The organism is Viridibacillus sp. NPDC093762, from assembly GCF_050279675.1.
GTDB lineage: Bacteria > Bacillota > Bacilli > Bacillales_A > Planococcaceae > Viridibacillus.
The window spans coordinates 1-14397 of record NZ_JBNNUK010000002.1 but is presented as its reverse complement, the minus strand read 5'-3'; the positions used below and the strand labels follow the sequence as shown (position 1 = coordinate 14397).

General features: G+C 35.7%; 13 protein-coding genes and 1 pseudogene. 2 read left to right on the top strand and 12 right to left on the bottom strand.

Annotated features, from left to right (window positions below):
- The first annotated feature begins 40 nt into the window (after positions 1-40).
- Positions 41-1138, top strand: coding sequence for an ABC transporter ATP-binding protein (locus tag ACQKM9_RS03915; protein ID WP_427732850.1), 1098 nt, complete (start codon positions 41-43; stop codon positions 1136-1138).
- 44 nt (positions 1139-1182) lie between these two features.
- Here the strand turns inward: ACQKM9_RS03915 and ACQKM9_RS03910 are convergent, their stop codons facing one another.
- The 12 genes from ACQKM9_RS03910 to ACQKM9_RS03855 form a co-directional block, all read right to left on the bottom strand.
- Positions 1183-2076, bottom strand: coding sequence for an ROK family protein (locus tag ACQKM9_RS03910; protein WP_427732848.1), 894 nt, complete (start codon positions 2074-2076; stop codon positions 1183-1185).
- 17 nt (positions 2077-2093) lie between these two features.
- Positions 2094-3110 carry an SIS domain-containing protein gene (locus tag ACQKM9_RS03905; RefSeq protein WP_427732846.1) on the bottom strand — a complete coding sequence of 339 codons (1017 nt, stop codon included), beginning with the start codon at positions 3108-3110 and terminating at the stop codon, positions 2094-2096.
- 16 nt (positions 3111-3126) lie between these two features.
- A complete protein-coding gene (gene pfkB, locus ACQKM9_RS03900) occupies positions 3127-4056 on the bottom strand; it encodes a 1-phosphofructokinase (RefSeq protein ID WP_427732844.1) in 930 nt (309 codons plus the stop codon).
- On the bottom strand, positions 4053-4895 hold the full coding sequence (locus ACQKM9_RS03895; RefSeq protein ID WP_427732842.1) for a class II fructose-bisphosphate aldolase: 843 nt from the start codon (positions 4893-4895) through the stop codon (positions 4053-4055). The genes pfkB and ACQKM9_RS03895 overlap by 4 nt, the downstream gene beginning before the upstream one ends.
- A 75-nt stretch (positions 4896-4970) precedes the next feature.
- On the bottom strand, positions 4971-5702 hold the full coding sequence (locus ACQKM9_RS03890; RefSeq protein ID WP_427732840.1) for a GntR family transcriptional regulator: 732 nt from the start codon (positions 5700-5702) through the stop codon (positions 4971-4973).
- 65 nt (positions 5703-5767) lie between these two features.
- Positions 5768-6961 carry an N-acetylglucosamine-6-phosphate deacetylase gene (gene nagA / locus ACQKM9_RS03885; protein ID WP_427732838.1) on the bottom strand — a complete coding sequence of 398 codons (1194 nt, stop codon included), beginning with the start codon at positions 6959-6961 and terminating at the stop codon, positions 5768-5770.
- A complete protein-coding gene (locus ACQKM9_RS03880; protein ID WP_427733383.1) occupies positions 6958-7632 on the bottom strand; it encodes a YesL family protein in 675 nt (224 codons plus the stop codon). The genes nagA and ACQKM9_RS03880 overlap by 4 nt, the downstream gene beginning before the upstream one ends.
- 77 nt (positions 7633-7709) lie before the next feature.
- On the bottom strand, positions 7710-9320 hold the full coding sequence (locus ACQKM9_RS03875; RefSeq protein ID WP_427732836.1) for an extracellular solute-binding protein: 1611 nt from the start codon (positions 9318-9320) through the stop codon (positions 7710-7712).
- 33 nt (positions 9321-9353) lie between these two features.
- Positions 9354-10232 carry a carbohydrate ABC transporter permease gene (locus ACQKM9_RS03870; protein WP_427732834.1) on the bottom strand — a complete coding sequence of 293 codons (879 nt, stop codon included), beginning with the start codon at positions 10230-10232 and terminating at the stop codon, positions 9354-9356.
- A 12-nt stretch (positions 10233-10244) separates the two neighbouring features.
- Positions 10245-11246 carry an ABC transporter permease gene (locus ACQKM9_RS03865; protein WP_427732832.1) on the bottom strand — a complete coding sequence of 334 codons (1002 nt, stop codon included), beginning with the start codon at positions 11244-11246 and terminating at the stop codon, positions 10245-10247.
- 27 nt (positions 11247-11273) lie between these two features.
- Positions 11274-12425, bottom strand: a complete 1152-nt coding sequence (locus ACQKM9_RS03860) for a Gfo/Idh/MocA family protein (RefSeq protein ID WP_427732830.1) — start codon at positions 12423-12425, stop codon at positions 11274-11276.
- A gap of 104 nt (positions 12426-12529) precedes the next feature.
- Positions 12530-13552, bottom strand: coding sequence for a LacI family DNA-binding transcriptional regulator (locus tag ACQKM9_RS03855; protein ID WP_427732828.1), 1023 nt, complete (start codon positions 13550-13552; stop codon positions 12530-12532).
- A gap of 632 nt (positions 13553-14184) precedes the next feature.
- Here ACQKM9_RS03855 and ACQKM9_RS03850 point away from each other — a divergent pair.
- Positions 14185-14397 (top strand): annotated as a pseudogene (locus tag ACQKM9_RS03850) (IS3-like element ISEnfa3 family transposase); the annotation flags it as partial.

The following is a 14397-nucleotide window of genomic DNA, read 5'->3' as shown; positions in this document are numbered from 1 at the left end:
ACTTTAATATATCAAGAGAGATATCAAAGGGGTGCTTAAGATGGAAAAAATGGTTCTTGAAGATATTTTTAAAGTTTATGATGACGGAAGTACGGCAGTTTCTAATTTCAATTTGCGTGTCCAAGATGAAGAGTTTATCGTTCTTGTAGGTCCGTCTGGATGTGGGAAATCGACAACACTTCGTATGATTGCAGGACTTGAAGAAATTTCTGAAGGGGAATTTAGCATTGATGGTAAATCTATGAATAATGTTCCTCCAAAAGAACGCGATATCGCAATGGTGTTCCAAAACTATGCACTTTATCCACATATGACTGTATATGACAATATGGCGTTCGGATTAAAGCTTAGAAAATTCTCAAAAGCAGAAATTGAAAAACGTGTGAAAAATGCAGCAAGTATTCTTGATCTTGAGCCCTACTTAGATCGTAAACCGAAAGCATTATCAGGTGGACAACGACAACGTGTTGCACTAGGTCGTGCAATCGTTCGTGATGCAAAAGTATTCTTAATGGATGAACCATTATCAAACTTGGATGCAAAATTGCGTGTTCAAATGCGTGCTGAAATTGCAAAATTACATAAGCGTTTGAAAACAACAACAATCTATGTAACACATGACCAAACTGAAGCAATGACAATGGCTTCTAGACTTGTCGTTATGAAAGATGGTCTAATTCAACAAATTGGGACACCAAAAGATGTATACGAGAATCCCGAAAACGTATTTGTAGGCGGCTTTATTGGATCACCTGCAATGAACTTTTTTGAAGGTAAAATCGATAGTGGTTACTTCAAAACTGGAAGTATCTTGTTGAAAATTCCTCAAGAAAAACTAGCAATCTTAAATAGCCAAGGCTATAACGGTAAAGAAATTATTCTCGGTGTTAGACCTGAACATATTTCTGAAGATCCATCGGTACTAGCTCAACATACAGAGTCTACAGTTGAGGCGAATATTGAAGTATCTGAATTAACAGGAGCCGAATTAATGGTCTATTCTGCATTAGATAGTCAACAATATATTGCTCGATTATCTTCTGACTCACTAATTCAACCAGGTCAAAAAATTAAACTTGCATTCGATCTTTCAAAAAGTCATTTCTTTGATAAAGAAACTAAGAGTCGCATTAGATAACAAAAAAACCCTCATCCGATAACTTATGGATGAGGGTTAATTTTTTATCTTTTTTCTTCTATTATTGTTGAGGCAACACCACGTAATACGGCTTCACCTTTATATACGCTTGCTTCAATACGCTCTTCTTTTCCTTTTAATAATGGATGGCTAAGATACTTACTGACCTCATTCTTAACTGCCTTAATCAGCTCAGGATGATGATTAAAAACACCCCCGCCAAGAACGATACAGTGCGGATCTAAAAAAACCATAATATGATGTACTTCTTTAGCTAACGAAGTAACTGCTTCGTTTATGATAGAGACTGTTGCATCGTTACCTTGATAATATAATTCCATCATTTCATGTAATTTTAATGTAGGATTATTAAAATGTTCTCGCCCTTTTGATTCCAATGCAGGACCAGAAACTAGAGGTTCTAACGTTGTCTCTAGGTTGTCTGTTAGACTAAAGCCAATTTCCCCTGCCATGCCAGCACCTCGTAAAAACTCTCCTTGATGAATCGAACAACAAGAAATGCCAGTACTCAGCGTCACATAAACCATAGACTCTTTAGTAAATCCACGGTTCGTATATTCCCCCCAAGTAGCCATATACACATCATTGTCTATTTTAATCTGTGTTTCGGGAAACTCAATCGCTAATCTATCTGCTAATGGGAAGTCTCTCCAAGGTAGGTTATTTTGAAAAACCGCTATCCCTTTTTCAGAGTCTACAATTCCGGGAATTCCCAATGCTATCCCTTTTACATCATCCATGTACACACATGAATTCACTAGTAGATTCTTAAAAGAATCTACTAGTGAATGGAATAGTTTTTCGCCGTCATGTTTTTCACTTGGAATCACGATTTCTTCTACCACAGTCCCGTCTTTGCGAAACAAAGCTGTAGCTAGTTTAGTGCCTCCAACATCTGCTGCTAAAATGTATTCCATTCTCATTCACCATCCAATTACGACAATTTAACTACTTGAGTAAGGTTACGAGGCTTATCTGGATTATATCCTAAATGAATCGCACGTTGATACGCAAGTAATTGCAGATAAGGAACATAAATTCCATGTCTATTTAAATCGCTAATTTCATCCGTCAATTTAATAATATGGTCCGCTTCAAAGCCTTCAGGTGTTGTACCAATAGTAAGAACACAACCACCAAGTCTTTGTATATCCTTAACTAGAGCTTGATCATAATCAGCTGTTTCTAGTTGAGTCATCAAGATGACTACTGTAGTTTCGTCTACAATTGAAATAGGACCGTGTCTAAATTCTAAATTAGAATAGCTTTCACATTCTGTTTGCGTCATCTCTTTTAATTTTAGTGTTGCCTCTTTCGCAATACCGTTATATGAACCAGATCCTAAGAAAATAATGCGTTTTTTAGTAAGATCCTCAGCGACAACTTTTGTTAAGTTTTCATTTGTTAATGCATCTGCAACTAATTGAGGTATTTGTTTTAACTCATTTAAATTGTGAGTTGAATTTGCTTGTGTTGCAGCAAATACTTGTAGGCCATACAACATATTAGAGAATGATTGAGTCATTACGACGCTTTTTTCAGAAATATGGTCAAGTGCTATCACTTTATCTGCTGCAGTTGCCATCGGCGTATCACCGTTACAAGTAATCGCCATTGTGCTAAGGTCAGCATGGCCTTTTAAATGATCTAGTGCGATAAGTATTTCTGAAGTAGTTCCTGATCTTGAAATCGCAACGATTAAATATTTTTTTCCTGGTACTATACATGAAGATGTATGAAGGAATAATTCAGATGCAGGGATTGCTGAAGCAAATACGCCGGTCACCGTTTGGAAATATTTAGCTGCTGAAGCTGCTATGTAATATGATGTTCCACAACCTGTAAATAAGACTTGATCTACATTTCCGATTTCTAAATTTAAACTCTCTACAATTTCAAGAGTCTTTTGAAGTTGTTCGCCTTGACCAGTTATTTCTTTATAAGTATACATATTTATTTTCCCCAATCTATAATTTTATGATTGTAATTTGCTCCATTAAATCAGCAACTTGTTGCGAATCAATGAAACCAATTTTGCTGTACATTGCGTTGACTGAACCACATGCTAATGCTCTTTTATAAGCTATTAATGGTTCTTCACCATTAGCTAATCCATATAACAATCCACCTACAAAGGCATCTCCACTTCCTACTGTGTTAACGACCTCTACTTTCGGTGCATCTGCTCTGAAATAACCATCTTTATTGACAAAAATTGCACCTTTTTCCCCTAAACTAAAACAGACATGCTCAACTCCATCATCTACAAAGCGCTTTCCTATATCAAGTAGATTAGTTTCATTTACAGTTGCTTTGCCGAGAATTGTCGCAATTTCAAATTCATTCGGCTTGATCGCAAAAGGTTTTGCTTTGATACCATTTCGTAAAGCATCTCCACTTGAGTCAAGAATCGCTTTTGCACCGTTTGTATTGATAATATCAATAAGTTCAGCATACGCCGTTGTTGGTAAACCTTTCGGTAAACTGCCGGATAATGCAAACCACTTCACATGTTTAGATTGATTATCTATCCAATTTAGCATTGATAGCCATTCTTCCTTAGTAATCTCTGGACCACTCTCAAGTAATTCTGTTACTTTACTTTTCTTTGAATCTAGCACAGTTAAGCAGACACGGCTTTCACCCTCTACTTGAATCAACTTACTTGGAATACGTTTCTTCAAAAGTAACTGACGAATTCTCTCACCATTAATACCACCTGCAAACCCACCTACAGTAACGTCTGCTCCAGAACCCTTAAGAACTTTTGCAACGTTAATCCCTTTACCGCCCGCTTCTTGAATTATGGTTGAAACTCGATTCGTACCTCCAACTGCTAACGAATCTACTTCATACACCTGATCGATTGCTGCATTTAACGTGATAGTTGTTATCATTTTTGTAGAGTAACAATCTTTGTTTTTACTAATTCAATAAGCGCTTCACGTGCAGGCATGAAATATTTGCGTGGGTCATTTTCATTAGGATTTTCTTTAAAAAATGCTCGAACTTTTTCTGCGAACATGTCTTTCAATTCAGTTGAGAAGTTCACTTTTGCAACACCATAATCTAATGCCTTTCTTAAACTATCATCCGGTACACCCGATGCTCCGTGCATAACTAGAGGGATATTTGTTAAATTTTGAATTTCACCTAGTAATTCAAATTGTAACTTAGGCTCCTTTTTATAATTTCCGTGTGCTGTTCCAAATGCAGGAGCAAATGAATAAATTCCAGTTTCTCGCACAAATCGTTCAGCAATTACCGGATCAGTGAAAAATGCCTTAGATTCTTCTAATTCAAGATCATCCTCTACACCACCAATTGTTCCTAGTTCCGCTTCTACTGGTACATTAATTGCATTTGCGGCAGCCGTTACTTTACGAACAAGCGCAATATTTTCTTCTAATGGGAGTCTTGAGCCATCAATCATAATAGATGTGTAACCTGCACGTAAGCATTCCATCACAATATCAAATGATTCACCATGGTCAAGATGAAGTGCTACTGGTACTTTTGCTTGTTCGGCAGCTGCTTTTGCCATTGCAATCATATATGGCATTTCTACATATTTATATGTGCTGGCAGTAGTTTGCAGAATAACTGGTGAACCTGTTGCTTCAGCGCCTGCAATTACTGCTTTTATTATTTCTAAATTGTGCGCACCGAATGCACCGATTGCATAATGATTTTCGTAAGCGTCTTTTAACATTTCTTTCGTTGTAACTAATGACATAGTTTCTTCCTCCTATTAGATGGGTTGTTGGGTTAACTTTGATTATTTAAAAACTCATAGAAAATTCTATGAGTATTAATGAAGCTCAGTGTAAAATCTACAACGATCACCACGTACAATTGAAATACAAAATTCTACTGGGCGATTATTCGTATCATACGCTGTTCGTTCCAATAGTAAAGCAGGTTTACCGGCTTCTGTCTCTAGAAGTACACTTTCTTCCTCGCGAATCAGAACAGGTTCGAAAGCCTCTTTAGCTCGAACAACTATCACGTTATATCGTTCAGCCAATAAATCATAAAGGGAAAACGTACCAACTTCATGCAAAACAGACATATCTTGAATAACTGACTTAGGCATGAATGATGATTCAAGAATGATAGGCTCTTCTTCAGCACAGCGTAATCGTTTTATTTCAACGACCATTTCATCTTCTGGAAGCTGTAGTCCTTGCCTTACTGTTGCTGATGGCTCGACTTCCTTCACTTCAAGCACATGATCTTTTGGATGTAGACCTTGTTCTTGTAAAACTCGACTAAAACTATAAAAACCACCTAGTGATTGTTCAAATTTAGGTTTCGAAACAAAAGTTCCTTTTCCTTGTACACGATACAATGTACCTTCTTGAACTAATTCTTCTATCGCTTTTTTCGCAGTGTTTCTACTTACTTGGAACAACTCCATTAAACGATTTTCAGAATCTATTTTATCCCCTGGCTTCCATTCACCTCCTCTAATGCGCGCATCTAAACGTTGCTTTAGTTGATGATATAATGGAATAATACTTTTTTGATCTAACGGTTTCATACGTTACTCATCCTCTTCTTACTTCTTCATAAATTCAATATATCATCATTTCATAAAGATTGACATTATTTGAATGCGTCTTTCTGTTGAAAAGCGACAAAACCTCTACAAATTGTCAATTCCACTGCACCATTTTCTCCTAGAACTACGATATCAGCATCTTTTCCAGTTTGAATAGATCCTTTTCGATCGTATACACCTAGACGCTTAGCTTGATTAGAGGAAGTGATTTGCAGTTGTTCGTGAATAGTTAGCCCAAGCCATTTTATAAGATTCAGTCGTGCATTATTCATTGTGACGATACTACCTGCGAGTGATCCAGTTGAAGTTAATATGCATTTACCATCATTAACCTTCACCCTTTGACCACCTAAATCATAAACCCCATCGGTCATTCCCTTTGCTCGAATTCCGTCTGTAATAACGAGCATTCTATCAAGCCCTTTCAACTTAACAACCATTTTCAATAGGTCTGGATGAAAATGAATGCCATCAGGGATGACTTCTACAAAAATATCATCATTTAAAAGTGCACTTCCAACGACACCCGGATCTCGATGATGCAACCCTCTCATTCCATTAAAGAGATGCGTAGCATGTTCAACTCCATGATCTATAGCTTGCAAACATTCATCATATGAACCATTTGAATGCCCCATTGACGGAATAACATTGTTACTTTTAAGTTCCTTTAGTAACTCAAAATGGTTATCTAATTCAGGAGCAAATGTTAAAACTTTAATATTATCTCTAGATAGCGTTTGCCATTTTTTAAATACACTAACATTTGGTACTAGAATAGCCTCTTCTGGTTGAGCCCCTTTTTGTTCCTTATTAATAAAGGGCCCCTCAACATGAATACCTAACATTTCCGCCACACCTGAAAGATTATTATCTTTCATATAGCTTGCAAGATTTTCAATAACCTCATTTATATGTACCATTGGATTTGTCATCGTTGTTGCAAGGAAAGAAGTTGTTCCCTCTTTGGCAAGTGCATGGGCTATTTCTTTAAAAGATTCTTTAGTCGAATCCATAAAATCATATCCGGCAGCACCATGTATATGCATATCGATCATACCTGGAATAACATATTGTTTTCCAGTACAATCAAACACTTGGTCTTCATCACTATGAGATGGACAATCTACCATCTTACCGACAGATTTAATCTTTTCCCCTTTTATATAAACAAACCCATTTTGAACAATTGTTTTTTCAAGAACAACTGTTGCGTTAATTAATATTATATTTTTCATGTTATAGTACCTTCTTCAAATTGCTGTTTAGTATTTTTATCTTCTTTCTGTATTGAACCATCCGATTCACCTTTTAACTTAAAAATTTGGGATGACATCCATGTGAGGAATAGTATCGTCACACTTATTCCGAAAAATGGCAGTAACCCTGGTATGAATAAGAAAATTCGATACAACACATAGAGACCGATAATAGAACCAAGCATTTGGAGTGGAAATGAGATACTTAATAGAAGAGATGTCGAAAAATAACGAGAGAATGGTAGGTCGTAATGCGCAAACACTTGGAATATATTCATTACCATTACAGCATATAAAATTGTAATCATGACAATCAACGTCAACATTAACAAACTATAACTTCCACTCATATTTAACACAATTTTTAAATTGATTATTAAAAAATAACCAATACCAATTAAAATAACACCAATCTTATTTGAGTTAATAAACTCTTCTTTATATACTTTCCAATAATTTTTTATAAGTGTTTTTAAATCATCCTGACCATGTAATCTTTTTCTCATTATCGAAAATAGTCCAACAGTTGCGGGTGATATGCCAAAAATAATTAGACCTAATAAAGTTAATCCAATCCACATTAGTTGCAGTACAGCCAGCATCGTCACAAATTCTACAAACCAATAGAGCTTCCCTTTCCATCCGTTCATGTTCAATTATACTACCTCCCTTAAAGGGTAAAACTCATACAAGGAGATCCTTGTATGAGCAATTTTAAATTTACTTTTCATTTTTTAGTGCGATCATATGCTCCTTGAGCAGTTTTTAGATAATCTTGTAATCCCATTTTATCAAGAGTCTTCTTGTAGTCATCCCACTTGCTGAAATCTTGTTTACCAGTAATAAAGCCTGCAGCCATTTCATCAATATATGTCTGAATATCTGTCATGATTGCACTAACTTTATCACTTTCTTCGAGTGTATAGTTCAATCCTGGTAGTATATCTTCGTCTTTAATACGATAAGGACGAACTTGCTCAGCGTTTTTAATTGTGTTTTCTTTTGCTTCAGCACCTTGGAAGTATTTCTGTTTTACGATTCCAGGGTAATATCCCCCTGGCCAAGTTAAGAATTCACTGATTGCTTGGTCCATATTTTTACCATCTGGATTATCTGTAATTTCCGGTAGATATTTGAAGTTACCGTCTTTATCTTCTTCATACGTTACGCCCTCAAAGCCCATGAAGAACATTTTCGCCCCTTCATCACCATAAAGGTAATCAATCCAGCGAACTAAAGCTTCGGGATCTTTTGCCTTATCAGTTATAACAAACATACCAAGATTTCCAAGTCCATTTGAAACAAAGTTATAAGCACGTTCTCCTGTAGGACCTTCTAGAACTGGTACACCAACATATCCATCAAGCTTCAACAATTCTTTAGGGTCAACTTCGTTTAACATACCATAATTGCCTTTAGATGCTTCAGCAGAAAACGTTTGCGGTTCTGTTGTGAAAACATCTTTGTTAATTAAACCTTCTGTATAAAGTTTGTTCAAGAATGTAAGTAATTCTTTATATTCATCAGTTGATGGGACAAAGCGGAATTCTTCCGTTCCTTCTTTAAAGTCAAGGTTTATGTTCATTGATCCTTGCTTATTCAAGCCATACGTACCACGTAAATAATGAATGAATTCAAGAATACCATATCCGCCACCCCAAGCTTGTTCATCCGCTTTACCATTGCCATTCGGATCTTCTTCTTTAAATGCTTTCAATACTTTATATAGTTCATCCGTTGTTTCAGGCGCCTTTAGGTTTAACTTATCTAACCACTCTTGGTTAATCCAAGGTGTCCCAGCACGAAGCGATTCAAATTTCGGGTCATAGATTGTAGGGAAGCCGTAAATATTGCCATCTGCCATTGTAACGCCTTGTTTCACTGATGGATACTCTTCCATAATCTTCTTAAAGTTTGGAGCATATTCATCAATATAGTCGTTTAATGGTAGAAATACACCTTGCTGTCCGTATTTAACTAAATCTGTTTTAGGAAAAGCTGACGCAAAGAATAGTTCTGGATAATCACCTGCTGCAAGCATTAAATTTCTTTTCTCTGCTAAAGCCTCAGTTTGTACTGTTTTCCAGTTCACTTCGATATTTGACTTTTTCGCGTACTCATCCCAAAGCATCAATTTGTTCCAATCTTGTGATGCAAAGAATTTTGCTCCAAAACCATCAACTTCGATTTTTTCTTTAGCAATGGGCATACCCGTTTTATTAACGTTATCTATATTCTCGCTTTTTCCAGTTGTTCCTTCATTACTAGAGCAAGCGCCTAAAATACTAGATGTTAATAATAGACTTGTGACAATACCAGCAAAATATCTCTTCTTCAATACAATCTCCCCCTCGTATATCTGTTTTCTTTGTTACCCCTTAAGTGAGCCAATCATAACCCCTTTTACAAAATAGCGTTGTAAAAACGGATAAAGCATAAGCATCGGCAAGTTTGCCACAATCAGTACTGCATATTTCAACCCTTCAACACTTAGTTGTTGAGCTAAAAAGCTTTCAGAAGTTGCTTTAATCATGTCATCAGTTTGACCTTGAATTAGTATTTGGCGAAGAATCAATTGAAGTGGAAACTTTTCTTGATCTTGCAAATAGATTAATGCTTGGAAGTATGAATTCCAATGGCCTACTGAATAGAACAGTACCATTACTGCTATTACAGGGAACGATAAAGGAAGTACAATACTCCAAAGAATTTTGAGATTCCCTGCACCATCAATCATTGCCGACTCCTCTAACTCATGAGGAATAGACTGGAAGAACGTTCGCATTATGATAATATTCCAAACTGCAACAGCATTCGGTATGACCATAACCCAAAACGTATTTAACATTCCTAAATCACGAATAAGTAAATACGTAGGGATAAGCCCTCCACTAAAGAACATTGTGAAAACGATAAATGCCATTATAAATCCGCGTCCCTTTAAATCTCTACGTGACAATGGATATGCCGCTAAAATGGTCATGATAACATTCAGAATAGTACCAAATACTGTATATTTTAACGTGTTCACAAAACCATTAATAATATCCTCGTTCTTGAATACCTTTTCATATGCATCTAATGTAAATTCTTTAGGCCATAACCACAGCTCACCTGATAAAACGTACTGTGGGTTACTAAGCGATGCACTGAGAACAAAAACCAATGGATAGATTACTAGTAAAGCGACAATTGCAAGAAATACAATGTTGAATATATTAAACGCGCGATCTGTTTTCGTTTCTCTCAATTTAGTCACCCCTTACCATAGACTTGTCTCATTCACTTTTTTTGCAATTTGATTTACCATGATGAGCATGATGAAGTTAATGAGCGAGTTGAACAGTCCAACTGCAGCTGAGAAACTATATTGAGCTTCCAAGATACCGCTTCGGTATACGAAAGTTGAGATAACATCAGACGTCGACATATTTAAATCATTTTGCATAAGATATACTTTTTCAAATCCAACAGCCATAACTGATCCCGCATTCAAAATGAATAAAATAACAATTGTAGGCATAATTGCTGGAATGTTGATATGAATAATTCGTTGGAACTTAGAAGCACCATCAATCATTGCCGCTTCATGTTGAGCGGGATCCACCGCAGCGAGTGCAGCAATATAAATAATCGAGCTCCACCCCATTGTTTGCCATACATCAGAGAATACAAACAGCGTTTTAAACCAACCTGGCTCTGTTATAAAATCAATTGAATTGCCGCCAAATAACATAATCACTTGATTGACAAGTCCATCTGATTTCAAGAACAATAGTAGCATCCCAACAACAACAACTGTTGATAGGAAATGCGGTGCATAAATTACTGTTTGAACAAATTTCTTATATCGTAAGCTTTTCACTTCATTTAGCATAAGCGCTAGAATGATAGGAACTGGGAATGAAACTAATAGCGTGAATAGTCCAATTCCTACAGTATTCTTAATAAGTCTCCAGAAATAGTAACTATCAAAGAATCTCTCAAAGTGTTTAAATCCTACCCAAGGACTCCCCGTAATTCCTTTTGTCGCGATAAAATCTTTAAATGCAATCTGTAGTCCATAAAGAGGAAAGTAATGAAATACAAGAAAGTATAAAATAACAGGTGTAAGTAATAGATAAAGCTCCCAGTTTTTCTTGAATGATTTCTTCCATTCAATTCGAGCACTTTTCTTCACTTTCGGTCTATTTTTTAATGGCTTCTTTATTTCACTTTTTTCTATTTCATCTACATAACCTACACCATCATCCAGTTTAGTCATGGTCACACCCCTTTTCTTACTAACATATTAACTGTGTACGATAGTAGATTCTTGAGAAATGTTGACTACTTTACCACCCGAACGGATAGATTCAGTAGCTGCACATCCAACTGCTACACTCATTCTTCCAGCAAATGGTGTTGTAAGTGGTTGTTTATTGCGTAAGATTAATTCAACAAAATCTTGTGCAATTTTCGGATCTGCCCCGCCATGACTTCCTTCTTCTGGTTTCATTTCGTATGTGACATTACTAAACTCTTTCACAGTGTTAGTTTTACGTGTTTTCAGGTAAATTTTATTATTTACATCATCGTTTTCTAAGCGACCTTCTGTTCCGATAAATGTATAGTTACGCTCGTAATCTGGAGTGAAATGACATTGTAAATACGATGCCTTAATGCCACCTTCAAGTTCCATAATTAGCATATTGTTGTCTTCCACATCGATTTCTTCTCGGAAAGCACATTCCGTAAATGTATGAGGAACGTATTCAGGACATGTACTCTTTAAATCACACTCAGGGCAAGTTAAGTTGTTCGGCTTGTCCCCTCCGTAGTAATCTAGTGAACCAAATGCCGAAACTTTTGTCGCATACTTACCTGAAATCCAATGGATAACGTCAAGATCATGTGAACCTTTTTGTAATAGAAGAGAAGTTGTATTCTTTGAATTCCCGTGCCAATCGTGGTAGTAGAAATAGCCACCAAATCCTACGAAGTGTCGAACCCAAATTGTTTTCAATTCGCCGATAGCACCTGAATCAATGATGTCTTTCATAGTTTGGTACATGCTCATATAACGCATGTTGAAACCAACCATTAAATGCTTTCCTGATTTTTTCCAAGCTTCAATAATTCGGTCACAACCTTCAACCGTAATAGCAAGTGGTTTTTCAGAATACACATGTTTTCCAGCTTCAAGAGCGGCAATTACATGTTCTTCATGTAAATAATCTGGAGATAATACTGCAATTGCATCAATATCATCACGAGTCAATAATTCTTTGTAGTCTTTTGTTAAAAATAACGGTGAGCCGATTTTTTCTTGAAACTTATCTAATCGTTCTTGAGATAAATCAGCGAGTGCAACAACTTCTGATTCACCTTCTGGTTTATGCCAGTATTGAGCAAGTCCACCACGTAAACCTGCACCAATGACACCAATTCTTACTTTTCTCATCTTTACACCTCATCTATTTTTTAATTATTTAAATAACGGGGGAATTTTTCCAGATTTCCGGAAAACGTTTTCCCAAAGAGTTTTTAAAAACAATTTACGATTTGTTATGTAGACTGGCGAACTAATAATTCGAATGGTAATAAGGTTTTTAATGCCATATTCGGATTATCTTCGATTTGACTCATTAACGTTTTTGCTGCTATTACACCCATTTCATATTGTGGAACCGATATAGTTGTTAACGCAGGAACAATGTATTGGGCCATTTCGTTATTATCAATTCCTATGAATGCAATATCACCTGGAATATTAAGTCCAAGTTCATGAGCAGCCCGCATTGCTGCTATTGCAAGTAAATCACCTGCACAAAAAATTGCGGTTGGACGGTTATTTTTTGTCTCATTCAATATTTTTTTTGCTGCCAAATAGCTTTGTTCCATGCACCAATCAGAATTAATGATCCAGTGCTTTTCAATTGCTAATTCAAAATCATTCATTGCCTTTTTAAAGCCTTTGAAACGTTTTTCTTTCGTCATTTCAATTCCAATTCCACCGCCGATGAAACCGATTTTTTCATGACCTCTTGTAATTAAATGTTCAACAGCTTGATACGCAGCCTCTTCTCTATCGTAATCCACAGTAGAAATTGCATGATCACTATAGTTAAAGTCAACTCCAACGACTGGAAGCAATTCCTTCATTTCAGTGAGTTTTTCTTCGTCAACCTCATCAATCAGTAATACGCCATCTACTTCTTTTTCTCGGATTATTTGATGAAAAAGCACATCATCTTCTAAATCTTCATTGCTTATCAACAATAAAGTGTAGCCCGCATCATTTAATGTTTCGTTAATGCCTGAATAAATTTTAGAAAAGTACGGGTTAGTCTCAGCTAAACGCGAGCTTGCGAGCCATGCAATCCTCTTTGTACGTTTTTTCTCTTGCGTTGAAGATGCTACAAGTTGTCTTGCATATTCATTTGGTATATAACCTAGCTCTTTAACTGCCTTCCAAATTTTCTTTTTCGTATCAGGGTTCACATTCCGTGAAGGATCATTTTTTATGACACGTGAAACTGTCGTAATTGAAACACCAACATGTTCTGCTATTTCTTTTAATCTAACCATTTTATGTACCTCATTCCCTTGCAACCGTTTTCAATTCCTATTATTATACATTATATTTTATAGTAGTATAGGAAAATATTTACGTATCATTACATTAGGTCAACAGGTTGTAGGTACAAGTTAAATCAAAAAAATATACATACCTTTTTATATATTCTGAAAATTGGTACTTAATACAATATATATTCCGGATTATTAATTGTCAATATATTTTTATATATTTTATTAGCATAATTTATCATTAAACCACTGTTTAAATATCGGGTTTGTTTAATGATAAAACAATATTATTCTAGAGCTATCAGCGTATTCATGCGTATTAACAATACTTATTTTTCGTTTATCAAAACCATTAAAAATACTGTTAAAAATTATATCTTGTATGTAATCATTATTGGGATTTCATGAGGATTGTAAAACGTATTTCGCGATTTTAGTTTGTAAAGTATTCTCTTTTTATTAAATACTATGATTTATTTTAAAATAGTATGTAAACTCTAAATAATTCTATCTTTATAGTGGGGGTAGTTTTTTAAAACAATTCTATATATCAAAAGAGCATTCTCCTGTCATGAACTGCCCCGTAAAAGTAAGAGTTGAACAACGCATTCAAGCGGTTTAACGATACTTAAATGGATATGAATCCATTCGTGAAATCGCGAAAGAAATCGGCGTCACAAATCATCATTGCCTACACAGTAATGATTTGTCCAGTATATAAACTAATCCATGATATGTTAGAACAAGCAATGGAACGCCTTCAATCAGGTGATCAAGTCATTCTTCATTCGGATCAAGGTTGGCACTATCAAATGAAAAAGTATCAACGAACATTAAAACAACAC